The following is a 24,710-nucleotide window of genomic DNA, read 5'->3' as shown; positions in this document are numbered from 1 at the left end:
CGGAAGGCACAGAGCGTCATGGCAGAACGGCAGTACCTCGGACAGGGTTCCACCACCTCGGCGGAGAAGTTCTGGTACGTCCTGGGTTGCATCTACTTCGGTGCCGCCTACTTCCAGAAGGTCCCGGTCAAGAAGGCTCTCAGCGAGTACGGGCTGGTCGAGATGACCGGAGCCGAGAAGTTCTGGTACGTCGTCCAGTGCATATTCTTCGGCGCCGGCTACTTCGCGAAGGTCATCATCAAGAAGGCCCTGTCCGAGGTCCGCGCCGCGGGCGGCTTCCCCGCCGCCTGACGCTCCCCGAAACGGCACACCCCCCTCGGCCCCGGACCGCACGAAGCGCTCCGGGGCCGAGGCGTCCCGCCGGTCGGACGACACCCGCGCCGGAACGGCCGCGGGGCCCACGGTCGACGACCGTGGGCCCCGCGTGCTGGACCGTGGAAATTACCTCTGACCTGCGCCTACAGCACCGGCAGGTTCTTCCGCAGCTCGAACGCCGTGACCTCGCTGCGGTACTCCTCCCACTCCGCCTTCTTGTTGCGCAGGAAGAAGTCGAAGACGTGCTCGCCGAGGGTCTCGGCCACGAGTTCGCTGCGCTGCATCAGGGCCAGGGCCTCGCCGAGGTTCTGCGGGAGGGGCTCGATGCCCATGGCGCGGCGCTCGCCGTCGGAGAGGGCCCAGACGTCGTCGTCGGCGCCCGGCGGAAGCTCGTAGCCCTCCTCGATGCCCTTCAGGCCCGCGGCCAGCAGCAGCGCGTAGGCCAGGTACGGGTTCGCGCCCGAGTCGATCGAGCGGACCTCGACCCGCGCCGAGCCGGTCTTGCCGGGCTTGTACATCGGGACGCGGACGAGCGCGGAGCGGTTGTTGTGGCCCCAGCAGATGTACGAGGGGGCCTCGCCGCCGGCGCCCGCGGTGCGCTCCGAGCCGCCCCAGATGCGCTTGTAGGAGTTGACCCACTGGTTGGTGACGGCGGAGATCTCCGCGGCGTGCCGCAGCAGGCCGGCGATGAAGGAACGGCCGACCTTGGAGAGCTGGTACTCCGAGCCGGACTCGTAGAACGCGTTGCGGTCGCCCTCGAAGAGGGAGAGGTGGGTGTGCATACCGCTGCCCGGGTACTCCGAGAACGGCTTGGGCATGAAGGTGGCCTGCACCCCCTGCTCCAGCGCGACCTGCTTCATGATCAGCCGGAAGGTCATGATGTTGTCGGCCGTGGAGAGCGCGTCGGCGTAGCGCAGGTCGATCTCCTGCTGGCCGGGGGCGCCCTCGTGGTGGCTGAACTCCACCGAGATGCCCATCGACTCCAGCATCGTGATCGCCTGGCGCCTGAAGTCCTGGCCGACGTTCTGCGGGGTGTGGTCGAAGTAGCCGGAGTTGTCGGCCGGGGTGGGACGCGAGCCGTCGAGCGGGCGGTCCTTGAGCAGGAAGAACTCGATCTCGGGGTGGGTGTAGAAGGTGAAGCCCAGGTCCGAGGTCTTGGCGAGGGCCCGCTTGAGGACGTAGCGCGGGTCCGCGAAGGACGGGGAGCCGTCCGGCATCAGGATGTCGCAGAACATGCGGGCCGTGCCGGGGGCCTCGGCGCGCCAGGGCAGCACCTGGAAGGTGGACGGGTCCGGCTTGGCGATCATGTCGGACTCGTATACGCGGGCGAAGCCCTCGATGGCCGAACCGTCGAAGCCGATGCCCTCGTCGAAGGCCTGTTCCAGCTCGGCCGGGGCCACGGCCACCGACTTCAGGAAGCCGAGCACGTCCGTGAACCACAGACGTACGAACCGGATGTCACGCTCCTCCAGTGTCCGGAGCACGAACTCCTGCTGCTTGTCCATCTTCCGCTTCCCCATCCTTGCTGGTCAGGCCGCCTGCTCCCACGCCTAGAAGACGATCGGCGCACCTGAGCATCCCACCACAACACCATTTCATGCGCGTTGCCGACCATGATCGGCCGGGCGACCGCGGCCTGAACGCCTCGCGTACGAGAGGTGTCCTGCTCTGACGCACATACTGCCTGCTCACCCACCCACCCGTAAGGGGCGTCCGGCCCCCGTCTGTCACCCCGGTTTTAATTTGCATCTCAGATGCAAGTTTTACTAGTGTGCGGCCCAGGCGGTCGGGTGCAACCCCGTGCTCCCGCCCCGGCCTTGAGGAGTCCCGATGCTGTCCGAAGAATCCGCCGTCACCGTCCGCGCGACCCTCCCCGTCGTAGGCGCCGCCATCGGCGAGATCACCGAGCGCTTCTACGCCGGCCTGTTCGCCGCCCACCCCGAACTGCTCCGCGATCTGTTCAACCGCGGCAACCAGGCCGCCGGCACCCAGCGCCAGGCCCTGGCGGGATCCATCGCCGCCTTCGCCACCTGCCTGGTCGAACGCCCCGACGAGCGGCCCGACGCGATGCTGAGCCGCATCGCCCACAAGCACGCCTCACTCGGCGTGGCGCCCGACCAGTACAAGGTCGTGCACGAGCACCTCTTCGCCGCCATCGTCGACGTGCTCGGCGACGCGGTCACCGCCGAGGTCGCCGCCGCCTGGGACGAGGTGTACTGGCTCATGGCGAACGCACTGATCGCCATCGAGAAGCGCCTGTACGAGGAGAACGCGGACGACGGGTCCCTGCACCCCTGGATCGTCACCGCGCGCGTCGAGGAGACCGCCGACGTCGCCAGCTTCCGGATCCGCCCGGCCGACGGCACGCCCCTGCCCGACTTCCGCGCCGGCCAGTACGTCTCCGTCGGTGTCGAACTCCCCGACGGCGCCCGCCAGATACGTCAGTACAGCCTCTCGGGCGCGCCCGGTTCCCCGGAGCGCCGGATCAGCGTCAAGCGGGTGCGCGCCGACGAGAACACCGGGACGCCGACCCCCGAGGGCGAGGTCTCCAGCCATCTGCACGCCCACGTCCGCGAGGGCAGCGTCCTGGAGGTCTCGGCGCCGTACGGCGACCTGGTCCTCGACGACACGGACGCCCCCCTCCTCCTCGCCTCCGCGGGCATCGGGGTCACCCCGATGATCGCCATGCTGGAGCAGCTGGCGCTCTCGGGCCACAAGGCCCCCGTCACCGTGGTGCACGCCGACCGCTCCCCCGCCGAGCACGCGCTGCGCGCCGAGCACGAGGCGTTCGCGGGTGAACTCCCCGACGCGGAGACCCACTTCTGGTACGAGCTGCCCGAGCCCGGCCACCCCGCCGAGCGGACCGGTCTGGTCGACCTCTCCGGAGTGACCGTGCGACCGGGCACGCACGCCTACCTCTGCGGCCCGCTGCCCTTCATGCGCGCCGTACGGACCCAGCTCCTCGCCAAGGGCGTCCCCGCCTCCGACATCCACTACGAGGTGTTCGGCCCGGACCTCTGGCTGGCCAACGCGTAGGACCCGTACGGCGGACCCGTACGGCCCCGGGGCAGGTCCTACGAATCCGAGGGCCTGTCCGGGGGCCTGCGGCTGATGCCCAGCAGTACGGGGCCGGTCGGCGCGGCGACGACGTCGGCGACGGTCAGCGGGTCCAGCGAGGCGTAGAAGGCCTCCTGGGCCCGCCGCAGGGCGCCCCGCAGCCGGCACGCGGAGACGAGCGGGCACGGCGTCTCGCCCTCGCACTCGACGACGTCACCCTCCCCCTCGAAGGACCGCACGATCGCGCCGACGGACTCCGCGCGCCCCTTGTCCGTGAGCGTGAGACCGCCTCCCCTGCCGCGCCGGGCCTCCAGCAGTCCGAGGTGCTGCAGCTCGGCGACGACCTTGGCGGCGTGCGTGTACGGGACCCGCATGTCGGCCGCGACCTCGCGGGTGGTGGGCGTGGAGTCGCCGGCGACGGCCAGGCGCATCAGGACGCGAAGGGCCAGGTCGGTGGAGCGCAGCAGCCGCATACCCGCCAGGGTAGGTAATGCGCATCTCCGGTTCAAATTTTCCTCGCCGGTACCGCCCGGGCCCTGTCCCCTCCGCCGCCCGTCCCCTCCGCCGCCCGCCGCCGTCCGGCCCGGACCACGCGTCCGGGCCATTCCCGCGCCCTCCCTGCCGACGGCGCTCCCTTTCCGTCTACGATCGGCGGACCCGCCCGTCCCATCCTCATAAGGACTCACCATGGGTTCCGCCAAGAACACCAGCACCGGATCGCGCAAGGAGCGCATCGAGGAGCTGCGCCGTGCCGAGCGTGCCCGTGAACGGCGCAACCGGTTCCTGGTCATAGCGGCCGCCACGGTCGCCGTCGCCGGTCTGGTCGCCGGTGGTGTCGCGCTCATCCAGTCGCAGAAGGACGACGCCACGACGAACACGGCGAGCGACGCGAAGTCGGCGTCGGGGCACTTCGTCACGGGCGCGGACGGGGTGAGGACCTGGTCGGGCACGCTGACGCGCAACCACGTCACGAAGACCGTCACGTACCCGATGGAGCCGCCGGTCGGCGGTGACCACCTCCAGGTCTGGATGAACTGCAACGGCGACGTCTACACCAAGCCCGTGAACAACATGAACGCCGTGCACTCCCTGGAGCACGGCGCGGTCTGGGTGACGTACAACAGCAAGGCGTCCCAGGCCGACGTGAAGGCGCTCGCGGCCAAGGTCAGGAAGACCCCGTACACGCTGATGAGCCCGGTCGAGGACCAGAAGGACCCGATCATGATGAGCGCCTGGGGCAAGCAGCGCACGGTGACCGGCGCGAACGACAAGAACGTCGACGCGTTCCTCGCCGAGTTCGTGCAGGGCAAGCAGACCCCGGAGCCGGGCGCCGCCTGCACCAACGGCCTCTCCCAGTGAGGCGCGCCGGGTGGATCGCGGGTGCCGCGGCGGCGGCGCTCGTCGCGGCGGGGGCGATCACGTACGCGGTCGCCGACGGCTCGGGATCCGGATCCGGCTCCGTGGCGCGGACGCCCGCCGCCGACTCCGCGGACGCGGGTTTCGCCCGGGACATGGCCGTCCACCATCAGCAGGCCGTCGAGATGTCCTACATCGTGCGGGACCGCACCAAGGACGTCGAGGTGCGGCGTCTGGCGTACGACATCGCGCAGACGCAGGCCAATCAGCGGGGCATGCTGCTCGGCTGGCTCGATCTGTGGGACCTGCCCAAGGTGTCCGCGGACGCGCCGATGACCTGGATGGGCATGGGTGACATGGCCTCGGGCGAGGACGGCTCGCTGATGCCGGGCATGGCGACGAACGCCGAGATGAAGCGGCTCGGCACGCTGAACGGGAAGCAGGCCGAGGTCTTCTACCTCCAGCTGATGACCGACCACCACAAGGGCGGCATCCACATGGCCGAGGGCTGCGTCGCCAAGTGCACGGTGGGCGTGGAGAAGCGGCTGGCGCAGGGCATGGTCGACGCCCAGCAGTCGGAGATCACGATGATGGCCGACATGCTGAAGGCCCGCGGCGCGAAGCCGCGCGACTAGGGCCTGTCTGACAATTCCCGTCTGCCCGACGGCGTCAGGCGGACCCTAGGGCGTGTCACCGGGACGGGTCCGGGCGGACGCCCCGGACCCGTCCGGCCTTCGCGCCGTGCCGTCAGCCGCGCCAGTCCGTACCGCAGGTGAGGGTGACCCCGGTGGGGACGAGCCGCTCCACCGAGCCGGGCCGGCCGTGGGTGACGGCGAGCTGGGCCGCGTCGAGGTAGCCGATGAAGAGCTGGGTGCGGGCGGGCATGGCCGCCGGGTCGTACACGAAGACGACGGTGCCGTCGGCGCGCCGCTCCCGCGCGACGACCCGCTCGACCCCCGGTCCCGAGCCGTGCCGGTCGACCCGGGTGCGGTCGTCCGGGCCCTTGCAGAACACCCCGGTCCGCACCATGACGGGGAATCCGGCCTCGCGCAGCGCCTTCTGGAGACCCGCGGGGTCCTTGAAGTACCGCTCCTTGGTCCAGGTCACCGCGACCTTGCCGTCCGGCCGCTTGGCGACGGTGAACGCGACGGCCTCGGTACCGCCCGTGGGCGGCGCGGTCGGCGGGTGGCCGAGGCCGGGCGCGCCGAGCGCGAGGCCCGCGGCGGCGGTGACCCCGACGGCCGCGACGGCCAGGCGCCCGCGCCGCCTGCGGACCGCGCGGCCCTCGGCCACGATCCGTTCCACGGGCACGGTCATCGTGATGTCGTCGAGGGAGCCCCTGAGGGCGTCCAGGACGTCCCGGTCGTCGTGGGTGGCGTTCATGATCCTGCCTCCGGTGTGTCGAGGGTGACGAGTTGGCCGCGGAGTGTCCCGACGGCCCGTGCCAGATGGGCGGTCACGGTCCCGGGAGCGATCCCGAGCGTCTTCGCCGTGGTCGCCGTGTCGAGGTCGAGGAACACCCGCAGGGCCACGACCTCCCGCTGTCTGCGCGGCAGTTCGCGCAGCAGGGCCAGCAGCGCGGGGTCGAGTCCGGTGCCGCCGGACTCCGCGGCCGCGGTCTCGCGCCCGTCGCGGTCGCCGTACGCGACCTCGCGGCGGCGCCGACGCCACCACGAGACACGGGTGTTGAGCGCGGTCCGGACGATCCACGCGCGGGGCGCGGGATGACCGCGGACCCGGGGCCAGGCCGCCCAGGCCCGGGCGAACGCCTCGGCCACGAGGTCCTCGGCCAGCTGACGGTCGCTCACCGCGGCGAGCACCGCCCGCAGGCAGACGTCCCGTCCGCTCCGGTAGAACTCTTCGAACTCCAGCTGCTTCACACCGTCGACACGCACCGGGGACTCGATCCGCTTACAGAAATCCGGGACCTCTTTACAGAGCCCGGACCGGGATAGAGGGAAAACCCTTGACTATGCGCGAGGGTGCACGTCAAACCACCCCAAATGATCGCCTATTGCCGCCACTTGGTCTTTCCTTGGGTTTTTCATTCCCCTGGCATGAACGGTTCACCGTAAGAGTTGCCCCATCTGTGATCCATTCCTCACGCTCCGACAGGACGTCGAGGTCTGCATGGATCACCGCAACCACTACATGCGACGAATCGCATCGCAGGGGGTTCTATGAGATCCAACCGCGCCACCGCGCGTGCCGGAGTGAGTCTGGCGGCGACGCTGCCTCTGCTCGCCGGCGCGCTGGCGCTCGGCATACCCGCGGCACACGCCGCGGACGGCCCGAGCCGGGTCACGCTGGCGGGCACCAAGCCCGCGTGGGCCACCGCCCACGCGGACAAGGGAGCGGCTTCCGGCAGCTCCCAGGTCTCGGCCCGGGTGTACTTCGCCGGACGGGACGCCAAGGGTCTGGCGGCGTACGCCAGGTCCGTGTCCGACCCGCACTCGGCTTCGTACGGGAAGTACCTCAGCGCCAAGAAGGCGCAGTCGCGTTTCGGCGCCACCAAGGCCCAGGTCGCCGCGGTGAACGCCTGGCTGAAGTCGGCCGGCCTGAAGGTCACCGGCACGACGCAGCACTACGTCTCCGTCACCGGTGACGTGGCCGCCGCCGAGAAGGCGTTCGGCACCAGGCTGCACAACTACACCAAGGGCAACAAGGTGTACCGGGCGCCGTCGAAGACGGCCTCCGCGCCCGCCGCCCTGAACGGCGCCGTCCTGACCGTCACCGGCCTGGACAACGCTCCGCACAAGGCGACGCACTCCGACCAGCTGCCCGGTCCGGGCGCGGTGTTCAAGAACTCCGGTCCGTTCTCCTCGTACTTCGGGTCGAACATCGCGAGCACCCTGCCGGACGCGTACGGAACGAAGATCCCGTACGCCGTCCAGGGCTACACCGGCAAGCAGCTGCGCGCGGCGTACGGAGCGGGCAAGCGGACCGGCAAGGGTGTGCGTGTCGCCATCACCGACGCGTACGCCTCGCCGACCATCGCCTTCGACGCGGCCACCTACGCCGGCAAGCACGGCGACGCCAAGTACTCCTCGGGTCAGCTCCGTCAGGTGCTGCCCAAGAAGTACACGCTGACCAAGCCGGACGAGTGCGACGCGTCGGGCTGGTACGGCGAGGAGACCCTGGACGTCGAGGCCGTGCACGCGGTCGCGCCGGGCGCGAGCATCACGTACGTGGGTGCCGCCTCCTGCCAGGACGACGACCTGCTCGACTCGCTCAACAAGGTCGTCGACGGGCACCTGGCCGACATCGTCTCCAACTCGTGGGGCGACATCGAGGCCAACCAGACCCCGGACCTGGCCGCGGCCTACGACCAGACGTTCCAGTTCGGAGCGGTCGAGGGCATCGGCTTCTACTTCTCCTCCGGTGACAACGGCGACGAGGTCGCCAACACCGGTACGAAGCAGGTCGACACCCCGGCCAACTCGGCCTGGGTGACGGCGGTCGGCGGTACCTCGCTGGCGGTCGGCAAGGGCGACTCGTACCTGTTCGAGACCGGCTGGGGCACCGAGAAGGCCACGCTGTCCACGGACGGCAAGAGCTGGACCGGGTTCCCGGGCGCGTTCACCTCGGGTGCGGGCGGCGGCACGAGCAAGACCGTGGCGGAGCCCTACTACCAGAAGGGTGTCGTCCCGGACGCGCTGGCCAAGGCCAACAACGCGGCGGGCAACCGGGTCGTCCCGGACATCGCGGCGATCGCCGACCCCAACACCGGTTTCCGGGTCGGCCAGACGCAGGCCTTCCCCGACGGGACCGAGCAGTACAGCGAGTACCGCATCGGCGGCACCTCGCTCGCCGCTCCGGTGATCGCGGCCGTCCAGGCCCTCGCCCAGGAGGCGCGCGGCGGCAAGGCGATCGGTTTCGCCAACCCGTCGATCTACTCCAAGGCCGGGTCGAAGGCGTACCACGACGTCACCGACACGCCGGGCGGCAAGCAGTACGCCGTGGCCCGTATCGACTTCCTCAACGGCTTCGACGCCGCCGACGGCCTCGCGACCTCGGTCCGCAGCCTCGGCCAGGACAGCTCGCTGAAGGCGGTCAAGGGCTACGACGACGTCACCGGTGTGGGTTCGCCCGCCCCCGGCTACGTCGAGTCGTACGCAAGCACCAAGCACCACCACTGACGTCCGTTCCACGGCCGTCCGTCGAGCGCGCCCGTTCCCCCCGGGGAGCGGGCGCGCCCGTGCGTGCCGACGCGTACGGACACCGCGTGAGTGCGGGACGTACGGTGGCCGGAGTGGCCGCGGGGCCGGTCCGGCACCCCATCGCGTCGCTCTGACGATTACACTGGCCGGGTGTCTCCTCTGAACTTCCGGTCGCTCTATCAGCACGGCTTCGCACGCGTCGCCGCCTGCACGGGCCACACCGTCATCGCGGACCCGCCCGCCAACGCCGAGGCCGTCCTGCGCCAGGCACGCAGCTGCGCCGAGGAGGGTGTCGCCGTCGCCGTCTTCCCGGAGATGGGGCTGTGCGGCTACTCGATCGAGGACCTGATCCTCCAGGACGCGCTGCTCGACCAGGTCGAGGAGGCGCTGCGGACGGTGGTGGCGGGGTCGGCCGACCTCCTGCCGGTCCTCGTCGTCGGCGCCCCGCTGCGGCACCGCAATAGGGTCTACAACTGCGCGGTGGTCGTGCACCGGGGCCGGATCCTCGGTGTCGTGCCCAAGTCGTACCCGCCGAACTACCGCGAGTTCTACGAACGCCGGCAGATCGCCGCGGGCGACGACGAGCGCGGCGGCACGATCCTGGCCGGCGGCGCCTCCGTGCCGTTCGGGGTGGACCTGCTGTTCGCCGCCGAGGACGTACCGGGTCTGGTGCTGCACACGGAGATCTGCGAGGACATGTGGGTGCCGGTGCCGCCGAGCGCCGAGGCCGCCCTCGCGGGCGCCACCGTCCTCGCCAACCTCTCCGGCAGCCCGATCACGGTCGGCCGGGCCGAGGACCGCAAGCTGATGTGCCGCTCGGCGTCCTCACGCGGCATCGCCGCCTACGTCTACGCGGCGGCCGGACTGGGCGAGTCGACGACCGACCTGTCCTGGGACGGCCAGACGATGATCTACGAGAACGGGGCGCTGCTGGCCGAGTCCGGCCGTTTCCCGCTCGGCGACCAGTTCGCCGTGGCCGACGTCGACCTCGACCTGCTGCGCCAGGAGCGGCAGCGGACCGGCAGCTTCGACGACAACCGGCGCACCCACGCCGCCCGCACCGCCGACTTCCGAACGGTGGCGTTCCGGCTCGACCCGCCGGCCGGCGACCTGGGTCTGCGGCGCCGGATCGAGCGCTTCCCGTTCGTGCCCGCGGACCCCGACCGGCTGGCCCAGGACTGCTACGAGGCCTACAACATCCAGGTCGCGGGGCTCCAGCAGCGGCTCGCGGCGATCGGTGGCCCGAAGGTGGTCATCGGGGTGTCCGGCGGTCTGGACTCCACGCACGCGCTGATCGTCGCCGCCCGCGCGATGGACCGGGCGGGCCGCCCGCGCAGCGACATCCTCGCCTTCACCCTGCCCGGCTTCGCCACCAGCGACCACACCAAGGGCAACGCGCACGAGCTGATGCGCTCCCTCGGCGTCACCGCGGCCGAGCTGGACATCACGCCGACCGCCCGGCTGATGCTGAAGGAGATGGACCACCCCTTCGCCTCCGGCGAGCCGGTGTACGACGTCACGTTCGAGAACGTGCAGGCCGGGCTGCGCACCGACTATCTGTTCCGGCTCGCCAACCAGCGCGGCGGCATCGTGCTCGGCACCGGTGACCTCTCGGAGCTGGCGCTCGGCTGGTCCACGTACGGCGTCGGCGACCAGATGAGCCACTACAACGTCAACTCCGGTGTGCCGAAGACCCTGATCCAGCATCTGATCCGCTGGGTCATCGCCAGTCACCAGTTCGGCGAGGACACGAACCGGACGCTGGCCGCGATCCTCGACACGGAGATCAGCCCCGAGCTCGTCCCGGGCGAGGAGCTCCAGTCCACCGAGTCGAAGATCGGCCCGTACGCGCTGCACGACTTCACGCTCTTCCACGTGCTGCGCTACGGGTTCCGGCCCTCGAAGATCGCCTTCCTGGCCTGGCACGCCTGGCACGACCCGGACGCGGGTGCCTGGCCGCCCGGCTTCCCCGAGGCCGAGCGGGTCGCGTACGACCTGCCGGAGATCCGGCGCTGGCTGGACGTGTTCTGCCGCCGCTTCTTCGGGTTCGCGCAGTTCAAGCGCTCGGCGATGCCCAACGGTCCGAAGGTCTCGGCCGGCGGTTCGCTCTCGCCGCGCGGCGACTGGCGGGCCCCGTCCGACGGCTCGGCCCGCGCCTGGCTCCGCGACCTGGCCCGCTTCGACCCCCCGGAGCCGGAAGGGGAGGCCCCACGGCCCTGACGGCCCACCCCCGGCCCGGCCGGCCCAACCGGCCGGTGCCGGACCCCTGACACCCCGGCACCACAACAGACCCCGACCGCCACCCCGGCCGGCCCCCGGGAAGCCACAGCCCTGAAGCTCCCGGCACCCCACCGCACCGGGCCGGCCGCAGACGCGACTTGACGGACCGTCGGCACACGACGAGGGCCACCGACCCGCCGCAGGCGCAGACTTGACGAGCCGTCGGCACGCACCGGGGCCACACCGGCCCGCTGGGGGCGAAGGATTGACGAACCGTCTGCACACACCGGGGGGCCACACCGACCCGCCGGAGTCGCCGACCCGACGGTCCCGGGCCGACCCGACGGTCCCGGGCCGGCGCGGCACCTGCGCCGACCGGCCTGCATCGCCCCACATCGGCCTGCATCGGCCCGCAATAGGCGCGACCTGACGGCACAACACGCCCCCGCCCACCCCAGCCGCCGGACCGACCGGAGCCGGAGCACTGACGGGCCGGCGGGTCCGGCTGGTCCGGCGGGTCCGGCGGGTTCGGCGGCACAACACCCGAGGCCCGGGGCGAGTCGGCCTACCCGAGAGGCGGAGCCCGGCGGGACCGCCCCTGCCCGCCGGAGACGGTCCCGGCCGCATCGCGCCCCGCCGCACCGGCCTCCCGGCAGCCGCGGGGCGGTCGTTCAGCGCTGGAGGGCTTCGGGACGGTCGGGGACGTGGGTGGCGACCACCCGTGCTGGCCCGGCGGGGGCCTTCGCGCGGCGCAGGTCCACCGCGTGGGCCACGCCCGCCACCCCGGTCCCCAGGACCGCGAGGCCCGCGCCCGCGAGGGCCGGGGCCGTCGCGCCGAGGCCCGCGGCGAGCGTGAGGCCGCCGATCCAGGCGCCGCCCGCGTTGGCCAGGTTGAACGCGGCCTGGTTGGCGGAGGAGGCCAAAGAGGGCGCGGCGGCGGCCTTCTCCATGACCATCAGCTGGAGGGGCGAGCCGGTGACGAAGGCGGCCGTGCCGAGCAGCACCACGGCGAGCGCGGCGCTCCACTCGGTGCGCATCAGCACCGGGAAGGCGGCCAGCACGAGCGCCAGCGAGGCCAGCCCGCCGAACAGCGTGCGGCGCATCGCCTGGTCCGCGAGCCGCCCGCCGAGCAGGTTGCCCGCCGTGGCGCCCACGCCGAACAGCGCGAGCAGCGGCGTCACGCTGCCCTCGGAGTATCCGGCGGCGTCGGTGAGCATGGGGGCGATGTAGCTGTACGCGGAGAAGAGGGCCGCGAAGCCGGCGACCGTCGTGCCGAGGGCGAGCCAGACGGGCAGCGGGCGCAGGGCGGCGAGTTCGCCGCGCAGGCCGACGCCGGGGGTGTGCGCGGGGGTCCGCGGGATCAGCAGGAACAGCGCGGCGACCGCGGCCAGGCCGATGACGCTCACCCCGAGGAAGGTGGCCCGCCAGCCCAGGTGCTGGCCCACGAGGGTGGCGGCCGGGACGCCGGCGATGTTGGCGACCGTGAGGCCGAGGAACATCAGCGACACGGAGCGGGCCTTGCGCTCGGGCGCGACCAGGCCGGTGGCCACCACGGCGCCGACGCCGAAGAACGCTCCGTGCGGCAGTCCGCTGAGGAAGCGGGCGGCGAGCAGCCAGTTCTCGTCGGGGGCGAGCGCGGAGAGCGCGTTGCCCGCGACGAAGAGGCCCATCAGGGCGATCAGGACCGTGCGGCGGGGCATCCGGGCGGTGGCCGCGGCGAGGAGCGGGGCGCCGATGACGACACCGAGCGCGTAGGCGGAGACGAGGTGCCCGGCGGCGGGGATGGATATGCGCAGATCGCCGGCGACGTCGGGCAGCAGGCCCATCATGGCGAACTCGGTGGTGCCGATGCCGAAGGCGCCCACGGCGAGGGCGAGCAGGGCCAGAGGCATGAGAGGCCTTTCGAGGGAGTGGGGCGGGAGGAACACCGGCTATTAAGTTTAGCCGGTGAACAAAGTCTGCCGCGCCCAGTATTCCGGGAGGTTGAAAGGCGATTACATGCGCGTCAAGACACGGTGGCGCCGACCTTCACGCGGGCCGCGATCGGAAGGTGGTCGCTGCCGGTGGCCGGCAGGGTCCAGGAGGTCACCGGCTCGACGCCCTTGACCATGATCTGGTCGATCCGGGCCATCGGGAACGAGGCCGGCCAGCTGAACCCGAAGCCGCTGCCCGCCGCGCCCTGGGTGGAACGCATCTGCGCGGTCACGGCGTTCAGCGCGCGGTCGTTCATCGTGCCGTTGAGGTCACCGAGCAGGACGACCTGCTTCAGGGGCTCGTCGGCGATCGCCTCGCCCAGCGCGTTCGCGCTCTTGTCGCGCTGCCGGGCGGTGAACCCGGCCTTCATCTTCACCCGCACCGAGGGCAGATGGGCCACGTACACCGCGACCGGGCCGGCCGGCGCGGTCACGGTCGCCCGCATGGCGCGCGTCCAGCCCAGCTTGATGTCCACCGGCCGCACGTCACCGAGCGGGTACTTGCTCCACAGCCCGACGGTGCCCTGCACCGAGTGGTACTTGTACGTCGACGCGAGCGCCTTCTCGTACACCGGCACCGCCGAGGCCGTCAGTTCCTCCAGGGCGAGCACGTCGGCGCCCGAGGCGGCCACGTCCCGGGCGGTTCCGGACGGGTCCGGGTTCTCGGCGTTGACGTTGTGGGTGGCGACGGTCAGATCGCCGCCGGTCCCGGTCTTGTCAGTGAGCAGTCCGCCGAAGAGGTTCAGCCAGACCGCGCCGGTCAGGACCACGGCGATCAGGGCGGTGGCGGACCTGCGCACGAAGGCGAGGACCAGCAGGACCGGGATGAACACGCCGAGCCACGGCAGGAACGTCTCGGTGAGACTGCCGAGGTTGCCGATCCGGTTCGGGATCCGCCCGTGGGTCAGCATCACCAGGGCCAGCAGCAGCGCGAGGGCGGCGAGGATCAGCCCGCGCCGCCAGATGCCGCGGTCGCCGCGCCAGCCGTCGAGCAGGCGCCGGAGCCGGGACTCTCTGCGCTCCGGCCCCCGGCCGTCGCTGCCCGTCTCCGTCATATACGCCTGCGCCATACCGTCGCCTCACAAACTGCCGTGCGCACCGTCTGCCCCTCGCCTACGACCCTAGGGGATGTCCGGTGTCGTTCTCGCCGTCCAGGACGGCCGTACAGGCAAGGGGACGTACAACTCCGTGCCCGGAGTTCCGCATCCTGGCACGAGGTGCGGCCTCTGTGACGAAACGCGCACATTCATGTCGTCAGAAACGGTTCGTGTCAGGGCCGGACGGGGCGCAGGCCTTCGAGCAGCGTGTCGACGATCAGCTCGGCGAGGTCCTCGGGGAGGTCGGTGTCGGGGCGCATCACGGAGCGGACCAGCATGGGGCCGACGAACATGTCGTTGAGCAGTTCGATGTCGACGTCGTCGCGGAGTTCGCCGTTCTCCTGGCCGCGGCGCAGTACCTCGATGCCCTGCTGGCGGCGCGGCGCTATGACCGTGGCCTCGTAGGCGGCCCACAGTTTTGGGCTGGACTTCATCTGCGCGTACACGTTGTGCAGGATCGCGGAGGAGCGGCTGACGAGACCGCGCCTGCGCAGCGACTCCAGCAGGACGACGAGGTCGTCGCGCATGGAGAGGCCGGGGAGTTCGGGGTCGGCGGGCTCGGTGCCGCGCAGGACGTCGACGAACAGTTCTTCCTTGCCGCTCCAGCGGCGGTAGATCGTCGCCTTGCCGACGCCCGCGGTGCGCGCGAGGCGCTCGATGGAGATGTCCGCGAGGGGGACGCCGTCCTCCAGGAGCTTCATCACGCCCTCGATGATGGCGCGTTCCACCGCCTCGCTGCGGGGCCGTCCCCGGCCGGGGCACACCTGCCTGTCTCGGCTGTCCGCGAGGCTCACGTCGAACTCCGTTCCCATCGTTGACCAGGTGTCATTCTCCCCCGTTCACGGCGTCCGCGGGCACGCGGCGCGGTGTGCCCGCCGTGGGGCCCCCGGGGGGGGGGCCCCCGCGGCGGGGAACGGTGTGAGTACGTGGCGAGGGGGGCCGGGACCCGCTAGGCCGCGGCCGCACCCCGCTGGGGGGGGGGGGGGCGACCGGGCAGGAACAGTGCGACGACGATCGCGCCGATGACCGCGACACCCGTGCCGCACAGGGCGGTGACGTGCATCGCGTGCAGGAAGGCGTCGTTGGCCGGGGTGATGAGGGCCTTGCCCTGGGGGCCGAGCTTGGCGGCGACGCCGAGGGTGGCCTCGATGGACTCGCCCGCGGTGTGCCGCAGCGGGGCCGGGACGAGGGCGAGCTTGCCGTCGATGCCGTTGCGGTAGGCGGTGGAGAGCACGGAGCCGAGCACGGCGATGCCGAGCGCGCCGCCGACCTGGCGGAAGGTGTTGCTCAGCGCGGACGCGGAGCCGGCCTTCTCGCGCGGCAGCGCCTGCATGATGACGACGCTGGTCGGGGTCATGATGTGCGCCATACCGGTGCCCATCAGGAAGAAGATGACCTCGAGGATCCAGATCGGGGTGTCCGCCTCCAGAGTGGCGAACGCGGCCAGCATCGCGGCGATGATCACCAGGCCTGCGGTGCAGGTGGCGCGGTTGCCGAAGCGGTCGACGACCAGCCGGGCGCGCGGGGCGAAGATGATCTGCGCGACGGCCAGCGGGAGCATGAGCAGGCCGGTCTGGAGCGGCGAGTAGCCCCGGACGCTCTGGGTGTAGAAGACGGAGAAGAAGGTCACGCCCATGAGGGCGAAGAAGACGAGCGCGATCGCGGAGATCGCGGCCGAGAAGACCTTGTTCTTGAAGTAGGTGACGTCGATGGACGGGTGGTCGCTGCGCAGCTCGAACACGACGAAGCCGACGAGGACCGCGAGTCCGGCGCCGATGGTCGCGAGGACCTGCGGGTCGGTGAAGTCGGCGAGCTGGCCGCCCTTGATGATGCCGTAGACGAGCAGGACGAGCCCGATGATCGACAGGACCACGCCGACCGGGTCGAGACGGCCCGGGTTCGGGTCGCGGGAGTCGGGGACGAGCCAGATCATCAGGCCGATCGCGAGGATCACGATGGGCACGTTGATCAGGAAGACCGAGCCCCACCAGAAGTGGTCGAGGAGCACGCCGCCGGTGATCGGGCCGATCGCGATGGCGAGGCCGACGCCGCCGGCCCAGATGCCGATGGCCTTGGGCTGCTCGTCGCGCTCGAAGACGTTCATCAGGACGGCGAGCGTCGCGGGCATCACGAACGCGGCGCCGAGGCCCATCAGGGCGCGGAAGGCGATGAGCTGGACCGGCGAGCCGGACTCGGCGGCCAGCGCGGAACCGATGCCGAAGACGGCGAGACCGGCGAGCAGCACCTTCTTGCGGCCGAGCCGGTCGCCGAGGAGGCCTGCGGTGAACAGGAGGCCGGCGAAGACGAGGGTGTAGGCGTTGATGGCCCACTCCAGCTCACCCTGGGTGGCCCCGAGCCCGGTCGGCGCCGGGGTCGAGATCGTCTTGATCGCGACGTTCAGGATGGAGTTGTCGAGCACCACGATCAGCAGGCTGAGCATGAGCGCGCCGAGGATCGCCCAGCGGCGCCGGTGCACCGCCTCGGGCACTCGCCGGTCGAGCGGAGGAGCGGAAGTTGTCATGACGACCACCCTAAGGGCGTTTCGATACGGCACCGTCTCGTATCGGAAAGGCTTTACGCAGAACTTACGAAGCGGCCCGGGTCTCCGGACGGGGGCCGGGCTGCGGGGGCGTCGGAGGGCGGCGGCCGGACCGCGGAGTGGCGGGGAGTGGCGTGATCGACACACGGGTCCGTGGGCCCGCTCTAGCCGCGCGTACCACGAAGTGCCACCATGGAGGTGATCCGGGGACGCCGTCAGGGTGCCTCGAGATGACACATAAGGAGCCGTTGCGATGACGCAGCTTTCGGCTGCCCAGAAGCAGCCTGCGGAGGGTGCCCTCAAGGCCACCGGCAGCAGCAAGGCGCTGTACGGGGGCAAGAGCACCCGCCGTATCACGGTGCGCGACATCACCGCCGCCAAGGAGCGCGGCGAGAAGTGGCCCATGCTCACCGCCTACGACGCGATGACCGCGTCCGTCTTCGACGAGGCCGGCATCCCGGTCATGCTCGTCGGCGACTCGGCCGGCAACTGCCACCTCGGGTACGAGACGACCGTCCCGGTGACCATGGACGAGATGACCGTGCTGTCCGCCGCGGTAGTCCGGGGCACCAGCCGGGCCCTGATCGTCGGCGACCTGCCCTTCGGCTCCTACCAGGAGGGCCCGGTGCAGGCACTGCGCTCGGCGACCCGCCTGGTCAAGGAGGCCGGGGTGGGCGCGGTGAAGCTGGAGGGCGGCGAGCGCTCGCACCGCCAGATCGAGCTCCTGGTCGAGTCCGGCATCCCCGTCATGGCGCACATCGGCCTGACCCCGCAGTCCGTGAACTCCATGGGCTACCGCGTCCAGGGCCGGGGCGAGGAGGCCGCGCACCAGCTGCTGCGGGACGCCAAGGCGGTCCAGGACGCGGGCGCCTTCGCCGTCGTCCTCGAACTGGTCCCGGCGGAGCTCGCGGCCGAGGTCACCCGCACCCTGCACATCCCGACCGTCGGCATCGGCGCGGGCCCCGAGACCGACGCGCAGGTCCTGGTGTGGACCGACATGATGGGCCTGACGGACGGCAAGGTGCCGAAGTTCGTCAAGCAGTACGCCGATCTGCGCCGGGTCATGGGCGACGCGGCGAAGGCGTTCGCCGAGGACGTGGTCGGCGGGACGTTCCCGCTGGAGGAGCACTCCGTCCACTGAGCCTCGACGCCCCCCGGGGCATCCGAGCCACTGCGGCACCGGTGACAACCCGCCGATCTTCCCCCGTCGGCGGGTTGTCGTCGTCCTCCCGCCCTGTCGGCCCGCTGTCGGCCCGCTTGCCGGTCTCCTTCGGCCCGCTGCCGGGCCGCTTGACGGTCTCCTTCGGACTGCCTGTCGGTCCACCGTCGGCCGATTGTCGGCGACCTATCGGTGACAGTCGGGTTCTGTAGGCATCCTGTCGGTCGTTTGTCGGTGGCGGCTGGCACCTTGACGGACATGACGCGAATCGACAACACGCCCCGGCAAGCTGCGACCGGCCGCAGCGCCGTCACCGTACGGGGGCTGGTCAAGCACTACGGCGAGACCAAGGCGCTGGACGGGGTCGACCTGGACGTACGCGAGGGCACCGTCCTCGGGGTACTGGGTCCCAACGGCGCCGGCAAGACCACCCTCGTCCGCTGCCTGTCCACCCTCATCACCCCCGACGCCGGCACGGCCACCGTCGCCGGCTTCGACGTACTGCGCCAGCCCCGGCAGCTTCGCCGGGTGATAGGCCTCACCGGCCAGTACGCCTCGGTCGACGAGAAGCTCCCCGGCTGGGAGAACCTCTACATGATCGGGCGGCTGCTCGACCTGCCCCGCAAGGACGCCCGCCGCCGCGCCGACGAGCTCCTGGAGCGCTTCTCGCTCACCGAGGCCGCCAAGCGCCCGGCGTCGACCTACTCCGGCGGTATGCGCCGCCGGCTCGACCTCGCCGCCTCGATGATCGGCAGCCCGGCCGTCCTGTACCTGGACGAGCCGACGACCGGCCTCGACCCGCGCACCCGCAACGAGGTGTGGCAGGAGGTCAAGCGCATGGTCGCCGACGGTGTCACCGTGCTCCTCACCACCCAGTACATGGAGGAGGCCGAGCAGCTGGCCTCCGAGCTCACCGTCATCGACCGCGGCAAGGTCATCGCCGGCGGCCGGATCGACGAGCTGAAGGCGCGCGTCGGCGGACGCACGCTGCGGATCCGCCCGGCGGACCCGCTCCAACTGCGGCCGCTGGCCTCGATGTTCGACGAGCTGGGGCTCACCGGCCTCGCCACGACGATCGTGGACGCCGAGACGGACAGCGTACTGGTCCCGATCCTCAGCGACGAGCAACTGACCGCCGTGGTCGGCGCGGTCACCGCGCGCGGCATCACGATCGCGTCCATCAGCACCGAACTGCCCAGTCTGGACGAGGTGTTCCTCTCCCTCACCGGCCACAAGGCCAGTGCCCCGCAGGACGAGAACCCCGCCCGCGCCTACGAGGAGGTCTCCGCATGAGCACCGTCACCGCCACCGCCGAAGCCCCCCTCGTCGTCGAGGCCGACGCCCGTATCTCGCCGCGCGCGCACGCCCGCCACATCGGCGCGCTGATCCGCCGCAACCTGCTGTGGATCCGCCAGGACCCCGAGTCGATGTTCGACGCCGTCCTGATGCCGATCATCTTCACCCTGCTGTTCGTGTACGTCTTCGGCGGCTCCATCGGTCAGTCGCTGGGCGGCGGCCAGGAGAGGTACGTGCAGTACGTGGTGCCCGGTCTGATGGCGATGACGACCATGAACATGGCGACAGCCGTCGGCACCGGATTCAACGAGGACTTCCACAAGGGGGTGATGGACCGCTTCCGCACCCTGCCGATCGGCCGGGGCTCGGTGCTCTTCGCCAAGCTCGTGGTGGAGCTCATGCGGATGCTCGTCGCCACCACGATCCTCATGATCGTGGGGGTGCTGGTCGGCTTCCACATCACCAACTGGCCCGGTCTGTTCGCCTCGGTGGGACTCGCCACCCTGTTCGCCTCGGCCCTGATGTGGATCTTCCTGGTCCTCGGCGTGACGATGAAGAACGCCCAGTCCGTGCAGGCGATGGGCTTCCTGGTGCTCTTCCCGCTCCAGTTCGGTTCGTCGATCTTCTCGCCGCCCGCGACCATGCCGGGCTGGCTCCAGACCTTCACCGACTACAACCCGCTGTCCAACCTCGCGGACACCGCCCGCGGTCTGATGGTCGGCGGCCCGGTCGCGCACAGCCTGTGGCTGACCCTCGGCTGGACGGCCGCCCTCACCGTGGTCATGGCGCCCATCGCCATCCACAAGTTCCGCACCAAGAGCTGACGTCCGGCGCACGGGCCCGACTCGCCCACCCGGGCGGGCCGGGCCGGGCCGGTTCGCGTCCGCGCCTCAGATGAGGGCGGCGGCCTCCTCCACGGAGAGGCCGCCGCCCTCCGCGTACGCCGCCTCGTACGCCGTGTCGCCGAGCTGGGCACGCGCGCCCTTCTCGGCCCGCTCGCGCACCTCCACCTCCATGGGACCGGGGAAGTGGCCCGGCGGCAGCAGGGCGTCCGCGGCACCGAGGAGCCGGGCCGCGTCCTGCGCCCGGCCTCCGCCGTCCAGACCGTTCAGGGCGATGGCGGCCGTGGTCAGATGCGCGGAGGGCATGTGCGGAGCGATCATCCGCGACAGCCGGTCGCCCGACCGCTCCAGTGCCACGCGCACCTTGTCCAGGGCACTCTCGCTCCGCCCGTCGATCGCGTCCAGCCAGGCCTCGACGCCGAGCATGAACCCGTCGAACAGGACGAAGGAGCCGGCCCCGAAGTCCTGCCGCAGCAGCCGTATCTGCTCGCGCGCCTCGACGGTCCGGCCCTTGCGGCCGAGCCAGATCGCGAGGAAGAGATGGGCCGCCGGCATGGCCTCGTTGTGGGCGCCGTGCCCGGTCGCGAGGACGTCGCGGATCATCCGCTCACCGCGCTCGGCCTCTCCCAGCTCCATGTACATGCTGCCGAGGCGCACGCTCAGCACCGCCGTCTGGGCCCGCGCGCCCAGCCGCTCGGCGTACTTCGCCGCCTCCGCGTAGTCCGCGGCGGCGGCCCGGAAGTCGCCCTTGCGCTCATGGGCCTCGCCGCGCGCGGAGAGCGATTCGGCGGCGCCCCAGGCGTCACCGATGCGCCCGAAGAGCTCCAGCGCCTCGTCCGCGTCGACCGTGGCGTCGCCCGCCATGTCGGCGCGGTTGGCGAGGATGTTGGCGCGCATCTGGAGGGCGGTGGCCAGCTCCCAGTCGTAGCCGAGTTCCCGGCAGGTGCTCACCGTCTTGTTGATCACCTCGGTGAACCGCTCCATCGGGCCGGTGAGCAGGACCGCGTAGAACCAGAGGTAGCCGGGGGTGCGGCAGGTCTGCGGCATGCCGGGCTCGTAGGTCGCGCTGATGACGCGGAGCTTCTCCTGGGCCTGCGGGGTCTGCCAGGCGCCCATGTCCATGTCCATGTAGGCGAGATGGACGAGGTGGACACCGCGCCTGGCCTCCTCCAGGACCTCCTCGCGCATCGGCGGCGGGAAGTCCGTGCAGCGCTCGTACAGCGCGGCGGCCGGGCGGACGGGCGGGGCGAAGGGGTCGGGGCCGAGCCCCATCACCTCCAGGGACCAGGCGCGGGCGTCGACACGCTGGTCACGGACCTGCCAGTACCAGGCCAGGGACAGGACCATGCACAGCGCCTCCTGCTCGTCACGCTCGGCGACGGCGTGCCGCAGGGCGGTGCGCAGGTTCTCGTACTCGCGCTCGATCAGGTCGATCGCGGCCCGTTGTCCGGGTCCGCGCAGCAACGGGTCGGTGGTGCGGGCGAGTTCGCGGTAGTACGTGAGGTGGGCGCGCTCGGTGTCCGCGCGGGCGCCGGACGCGTCGAGGCGTTCGCGCGCGTACTCGGCGACGGTCTCAAGGAGGCGGTAGCGCATCCCGCCGCCCCCGTCGCCCGAAGGGGCCGCGACGACGAGGGACTTGTCGACCAGCGAGCCGAGGACGTCCAGCGCGGCCGGACCGCAGACGGCCTCCGCGGCGGCGAGGTCGCAGCCGCCCGCGAACACGGACAGCCGTCCCAGGGTGTCGCGTTCGGTCTCGTCGAGCAGGTCCCAGGACCAGTCGACGACGGCGCGCAGGGTCTGCTGGCGGGGCAGCACGGTCCGGCTGCCGGAGGTCAGCAGCCGGAAGCGGTCGTCGAGGCGGTCGGCGATCTGGCGCGGGGTGAGCATCCGCAGCCTGGCGGCGGCGAGTTCGATGGCGAGCGGGAGGCCGTCGAGGCGCCGGCAGATCTCGGCGGCCGCCCCGGGGTCGTCCTCGACCCGGAAGCCGGGCCGGGCGGCCGCTCCCCGGTCGGCGAGCAGCCGCAGCGCGACGGGTTCCGGCAGCGGGTCCACCGGGCGCAGCAACTCCCCCGGTACGCCGAGGGGTTCGCGGCTGGTGGCGAGGACGGTCACGCCGGGACAGCGTTCCAGCAGGGCCTCGGCGAGGTGCGCGGCGGCGTCGACGACGTGTTCGCAGTTGTCGAGGACGATCAGCATCCGGCGCTTGGCGCAGTGTTCGGTGAGCCGGGTGAGCGGGTCGTCGTGCCGGTCGGCCACCGCGCGCATCTCCTCGGCACCGGCTCCGCGCAGCACGGTCTCGCGGGCGCCGACGGCGGTCAGCACGGCCTCGGGCACGGCCTTCGGGTCGTCCACCGGGGCCAGTTCGGCCAGCCACACGCCGTCCCGCGGGGCCGGGACCAGGGCCTCGGCCGCCTCCTGCGACAGCCGTGTCTTGCCCGCCCCGCCCGGTCCGAGCAGGGTCACGAGCCGGGAGGCCGCGAGATCGCCGCGGATGGCATCGATGTCGTGCTCCCGCCCCACGAACGAGGTGAGGCGGGCGCGGAGGTTGCCGGGCGGCGCGACGGCGGGGCGGGGGCCGGCCGCCGGGGAGTGCGTGCCGGTCCCCGCGGGACGGGCGTGCGGGCCGCTCGCGCGGGGAGCGCCGGCACCGGCCGGGCGGAGCAACTCGCCGTGCAGGGAGCGCAGTTCGGCGCCGGGGCCGGAGCCGAGGCGGTCGGCGAGCAGCCGTCGTACGTCCTCGTACGCGGCCAGGGCCTCCGCCGTGCGGCCCACGTCCCGCAGGGCCCGCAGCCGCAGGGCCTGGAGCGGCTCGTCCAGGGGGTGGGCGTCGCACAGGGCGGTCAGCTCGGGGAGGGCCGATCCGGCGTGGCCGAGGGCCAGGGCCGCGGTGAGGCGCGCGCAGCGGGCGTGCAGCCTGCGGGTCTCCCAGTGGGCCGCCTCGGCGGTGCGGTCGGGGAGGTCCGCGAGGGCGGGGCCGCTCCACAGGGCCAGGGCGTCGTCGAGGGCGACGGCGGCCTTGGCGGGGTCCCCGTCGGCGACGGCCCGGGTGCCTTCTCCGGCGAGCCGCTCGAAGCGGTGCAGGTCGACGTCGTCGGCCGCGGCCTCCAGCCGGTAGCCGCCCTCGGCCGAGGCGATCGCGTCCGCCCCGATGGCCCGGCGCAGCCGCCCGACCAGGGCGTGCAGCGCGCCGGTCGCGTCGGCGGGCGGGTCGCCGTCCCACACCTCGTCGACCAGCACGGCCGCCGGGACGGTCCGTCCGGGCCGCAGCGCGAGGACGGTCAGCAGGGCGCGCAGCCGCGCCCCGCCGACCGGGACGGGCGTGCCGTCGGGACGAAGTGCCTGGGTGGTGCCGAGGATGCGGTAGCGCACGGGGTCCATTGTCTCTGCTGGCGTCGGGTGCGGGGGCCGGGTACGGGGAGTTCCGCCGGGGCCCCGACGGCACGGTCCCCACCCTCCCCGGAACCGATGGCCGATCGCGAGACGTTTTCGGTGGGGCCCGGTACGGTCGGGCAGACCCGAGCACAGCATCGTCGGCCCAGCCAGTCCAGGGAGCACCATGACCACCGCCGCGACCCGCCACAGCGACCGGAGGATCAGCCCCGTCTTCGTCGGCATCGCCGCCGTCACGGGGGTGGCCGGCTGGGCCACCTGGACCGGCTTCGCCGAGAAGCCCGGTGTGGCCGTGTTCCTGTTCGTGACGGCCGCGTGGGTCGTCTCGCTGTGTCTGCACGAGTACGCGCACGCCCGCACCGCGCTGCACAGCGGCGACATCTCGGTCGGCGCCAAGGGCTATCTGACGCTGAACCCCCTCAAGTACACCCACGCCCTGCTGAGCATCGTGCTGCCGGTGCTGTTCGTGATCATGGGTGGGATCGGTCTGCCCGGCGGCGCGGTCTTCATCGAGCGGGGCCGGATCCACGGCCGCTGGAAGCACAGCCTGGTCTCGGCTGCGGGCCCGCTGACGAACGTGCTGTTCGCCGTCGTGTGCACGGCCCCGTTCTGGCTGCACGCGCTGGACGGCGTCCCGCCCGCCTTCCGCTACGCGCTGGCGTTCCTGGCGCTGCTCCAGGTCACCGCGGCGATCCTGAACTTCCTGCCGGTCCCGGGTCTGGACGGCTACGGCGTGATCGAGCCCTGGCTGTCGTACGGGGTGCGCCGTCAGGTCGAGCCCTTCGCGCCGTTCGGGCTGCTCGCGGTGTTCGGGCTGCTGTGGATCCCGTCGGTGAACCAGGAGTTCTTCCACCTGATCGACACGCTGCTGGGCGGCCTCGGCATCGACGGCCGTGACACCGACTGCGGACAGTGGCTCTACCGCTTCTGGGAGGCGAACAGCGACATCTGCGTGCGGTCCTGACCGGCCGGGGGCCGGCCGACGGTCAGGCCCGGCCGCGCCGCGCGTAGTACCAGGTCATGTTGGACGACAGGCCCGCCAGCAGCACCCAGACGATGCCCAGCCAGCTGCCCTGGACGAACGAGACGACGGCCGCGGCCACGGACAGCACACAGACGGCGAGGGCGTAGAGAGCGAGGCGGGGCATGGGGTCGGCTCCTGTCGGGGGGACACTGCTTGGCACCAGTGTCCCCCACGCGGCCCGGACGTCCGTCACCCGCGGCCCGTGTGCGCCCCGCGCGGCCGGGACATCCGTCACCCGCGGCCCGTGTGCGCCCCGCGCGGCCGGGACGTCCGCCGCCGGTG

The 24,710-nt window shown here is 71.9% G+C and carries 20 protein-coding genes; 10 read left to right on the top strand and 10 right to left on the bottom strand.

Annotated features, from left to right (window positions below; translation table 11 throughout):
* Positions 1 to 18 precede the first annotated feature (18 nt).
* On the top strand, positions 19 to 291 hold the full coding sequence (locus ACFWI4_RS21880) for a hypothetical protein (RefSeq protein WP_385400506.1): 273 nt from the start codon (positions 19 to 21) through the stop codon (positions 289 to 291).
* 167 nt (positions 292 to 458) lie between these two features.
* On the opposite strand, the gene glnA is transcribed toward ACFWI4_RS21880, so the two are convergent.
* A complete protein-coding gene (glnA, locus tag ACFWI4_RS21875; protein WP_339129018.1) occupies positions 459 to 1,820 on the bottom strand; it encodes a type I glutamate--ammonia ligase in 1,362 nt (453 codons plus the stop codon).
* A 325-nt stretch (positions 1,821 to 2,145) separates the two neighbouring features.
* Between glnA and ACFWI4_RS21870 the strand changes: the two genes are divergently transcribed.
* Positions 2,146 to 3,351 carry a globin domain-containing protein gene (locus ACFWI4_RS21870; protein WP_387198671.1) on the top strand — a complete coding sequence of 402 codons (1,206 nt, stop codon included), beginning with the start codon at positions 2,146 to 2,148 and terminating at the stop codon, positions 3,349 to 3,351.
* Between the two features lie 38 nt (positions 3,352 to 3,389).
* Here ACFWI4_RS21870 and ACFWI4_RS21865 read toward each other — a convergent pair whose 3' ends face one another.
* Positions 3,390 to 3,845, bottom strand: coding sequence for an RrF2 family transcriptional regulator (locus tag ACFWI4_RS21865; RefSeq protein WP_387198668.1), 456 nt, complete (start codon positions 3,843 to 3,845; stop codon positions 3,390 to 3,392).
* Between the two features lie 214 nt (positions 3,846 to 4,059).
* Here ACFWI4_RS21865 and ACFWI4_RS21860 point away from each other — a divergent pair, with 214 nt between their 5' ends.
* A complete protein-coding gene (locus ACFWI4_RS21860) occupies positions 4,060 to 4,731 on the top strand; it encodes a DUF3105 domain-containing protein (RefSeq protein WP_387198665.1) in 672 nt (223 codons plus the stop codon).
* Positions 4,728 to 5,363 carry a DUF305 domain-containing protein gene (locus tag ACFWI4_RS21855; protein WP_387198662.1) on the top strand — a complete coding sequence of 212 codons (636 nt, stop codon included), beginning with the start codon at positions 4,728 to 4,730 and terminating at the stop codon, positions 5,361 to 5,363. Before ACFWI4_RS21860 ends, ACFWI4_RS21855 begins: the two co-directional genes overlap by 4 nt.
* 112 nt (positions 5,364 to 5,475) lie before the next feature.
* Here ACFWI4_RS21855 and ACFWI4_RS21850 read toward each other — a convergent pair whose 3' ends face one another.
* Together ACFWI4_RS21850 and ACFWI4_RS21845 are read right to left on the bottom strand one after the other, a co-directional pair.
* Positions 5,476 to 6,111, bottom strand: a complete 636-nt coding sequence (locus ACFWI4_RS21850; RefSeq protein WP_387198659.1) for a hypothetical protein — start codon at positions 6,109 to 6,111, stop codon at positions 5,476 to 5,478.
* Positions 6,108 to 6,623 (bottom strand): sigma-70 family RNA polymerase sigma factor, encoded by a 516-nt coding sequence (locus tag ACFWI4_RS21845; protein ID WP_385400492.1) that lies wholly within the window; start codon positions 6,621 to 6,623, stop codon positions 6,108 to 6,110. The genes ACFWI4_RS21850 and ACFWI4_RS21845 overlap by 4 nt, the downstream gene beginning before the upstream one ends.
* A gap of 285 nt (positions 6,624 to 6,908) precedes the next feature.
* Here ACFWI4_RS21845 and ACFWI4_RS21840 point away from each other — a divergent pair, with 285 nt between their 5' ends.
* Together ACFWI4_RS21840 and ACFWI4_RS21835 are read left to right on the top strand one after the other, a co-directional pair.
* A complete protein-coding gene (locus tag ACFWI4_RS21840; RefSeq protein ID WP_387198656.1) occupies positions 6,909 to 8,867 on the top strand; it encodes a protease pro-enzyme activation domain-containing protein in 1,959 nt (652 codons plus the stop codon).
* 180 nt (positions 8,868 to 9,047) lie between these two features.
* Complete coding sequence (locus tag ACFWI4_RS21835) at positions 9,048 to 11,108, top strand: NAD(+) synthase (RefSeq protein ID WP_387198749.1); 2,061 nt, start codon at positions 9,048 to 9,050, stop codon at positions 11,106 to 11,108.
* A 671-nt stretch (positions 11,109 to 11,779) separates the two neighbouring features.
* Here ACFWI4_RS21835 and ACFWI4_RS21830 read toward each other — a convergent pair.
* The 4 genes from ACFWI4_RS21830 to ACFWI4_RS21815 form a co-directional block, all read right to left on the bottom strand.
* On the bottom strand, positions 11,780 to 13,000 hold the full coding sequence (locus tag ACFWI4_RS21830; RefSeq protein ID WP_387198653.1) for an MFS transporter: 1,221 nt from the start codon (positions 12,998 to 13,000) through the stop codon (positions 11,780 to 11,782).
* Between the two features lie 113 nt (positions 13,001 to 13,113).
* Positions 13,114 to 14,151 (bottom strand): endonuclease/exonuclease/phosphatase family protein, encoded by a 1,038-nt coding sequence (locus ACFWI4_RS21825; RefSeq protein WP_387198650.1) that lies wholly within the window; start codon positions 14,149 to 14,151, stop codon positions 13,114 to 13,116.
* A gap of 200 nt (positions 14,152 to 14,351) precedes the next feature.
* Positions 14,352 to 14,972: a TetR/AcrR family transcriptional regulator gene (locus ACFWI4_RS21820; protein ID WP_385400483.1), complete on the bottom strand. Its 621-nt coding sequence runs from the start codon at positions 14,970 to 14,972 to the stop codon at positions 14,352 to 14,354.
* Between the two features lie 155 nt (positions 14,973 to 15,127).
* Positions 15,128 to 16,699 carry an MFS transporter gene (locus ACFWI4_RS21815; RefSeq protein WP_387198646.1) on the bottom strand — a complete coding sequence of 524 codons (1,572 nt, stop codon included), beginning with the start codon at positions 16,697 to 16,699 and terminating at the stop codon, positions 15,128 to 15,130.
* 271 nt (positions 16,700 to 16,970) lie between these two features.
* Between ACFWI4_RS21815 and panB the strand changes: the two genes are divergently transcribed.
* The 3 genes from panB to ACFWI4_RS21800 all read left to right on the top strand — a co-directional run bounded on the left by panB (position 16,971) and on the right by ACFWI4_RS21800 (position 19,996).
* On the top strand, positions 16,971 to 17,858 hold the full coding sequence (panB, locus tag ACFWI4_RS21810) for a 3-methyl-2-oxobutanoate hydroxymethyltransferase (protein WP_387198643.1): 888 nt from the start codon (positions 16,971 to 16,973) through the stop codon (positions 17,856 to 17,858).
* A gap of 276 nt (positions 17,859 to 18,134) precedes the next feature.
* Positions 18,135 to 19,169, top strand: coding sequence for an ATP-binding cassette domain-containing protein (locus ACFWI4_RS21805; RefSeq protein WP_385400474.1), 1,035 nt, complete (start codon positions 18,135 to 18,137; stop codon positions 19,167 to 19,169).
* Positions 19,166 to 19,996 carry an ABC transporter permease gene (locus ACFWI4_RS21800; protein ID WP_387198640.1) on the top strand — a complete coding sequence of 277 codons (831 nt, stop codon included), beginning with the start codon at positions 19,166 to 19,168 and terminating at the stop codon, positions 19,994 to 19,996. The genes ACFWI4_RS21805 and ACFWI4_RS21800 overlap by 4 nt, the downstream gene beginning before the upstream one ends.
* 66 nt (positions 19,997 to 20,062) lie before the next feature.
* On the opposite strand, the gene ACFWI4_RS21795 is transcribed toward ACFWI4_RS21800, so the two are convergent.
* Entirely contained in the window at positions 20,063 to 23,392 is a 3,330-nt protein-coding gene (locus tag ACFWI4_RS21795) for a BTAD domain-containing putative transcriptional regulator (RefSeq protein WP_387198637.1), read from the bottom strand.
* A 178-nt stretch (positions 23,393 to 23,570) separates the two neighbouring features.
* On the opposite strand from ACFWI4_RS21795, the gene ACFWI4_RS21790 reads away from it, so the two are divergent.
* Positions 23,571 to 24,368 (top strand): site-2 protease family protein, encoded by a 798-nt coding sequence (locus tag ACFWI4_RS21790; RefSeq protein ID WP_385400466.1) that lies wholly within the window; start codon positions 23,571 to 23,573, stop codon positions 24,366 to 24,368.
* 22 nt (positions 24,369 to 24,390) lie between these two features.
* Here ACFWI4_RS21790 and ACFWI4_RS21785 read toward each other — a convergent pair whose 3' ends face one another.
* On the bottom strand, positions 24,391 to 24,552 hold the full coding sequence (locus tag ACFWI4_RS21785) for a hypothetical protein (protein WP_167455616.1): 162 nt from the start codon (positions 24,550 to 24,552) through the stop codon (positions 24,391 to 24,393).
* Positions 24,553 to 24,710 lie beyond the last annotated feature (158 nt).

Origin of the sequence: Streptomyces sp. NPDC127038 (genome assembly GCF_042725875.1) — a bacterium.
Taxonomy (GTDB): Bacteria; Actinomycetota; Actinomycetes; order Streptomycetales; family Streptomycetaceae; genus Streptomyces.
This window is presented reverse-complemented; position numbering and strand designations above follow the sequence as displayed.